Source organism: Streptomyces sp. NRRL WC-3549 (genome assembly GCF_000721935.1).
In the GTDB taxonomy this organism is placed as follows: domain Bacteria; phylum Actinomycetota; class Actinomycetes; order Streptomycetales; family Streptomycetaceae; genus Streptomyces.
In genome coordinates, this window is sequence record NZ_KL585401.1 from 65720 (window position 1) to 65967 (window position 248).

A 248-nucleotide genomic window follows, 5' to 3' on the forward strand; every position below is an offset into this window, starting at 1 on the left:
CCCGTCGGTGCACACCACCACGAGCCCCGCCCGGTCCGGTTTGAAGGACGCGGTGTGCGGCTCCAGTTCGTAGGCGTCGGCGCCCAGCCACCCCGTGATGGCGTGGGCCCGGTGGTCGGCGTACGCCTCCGCCTCGTTCATCAGGCCCGTGGCGACCATCTGCGCGGCCCAGGAGTCGTCCTCCGTGAGCCTGGCGGGCGGATGGGCGCGGTCCCGGGGCACCCAGTAGACGCGGCTGTCGCCCACCC

At 74.2% G+C, this 248-nt stretch carries 1 protein-coding gene; it reads right to left on the reverse strand.

Annotation, left to right across the window (positions count from 1 at the left end; genetic code table 11):
- Positions 1-248, reverse strand: a 248-nt coding sequence (locus tag IH13_RS0116800; protein WP_420713369.1) for a PP2C family protein-serine/threonine phosphatase, incomplete at both ends; no start/stop codon positions are given.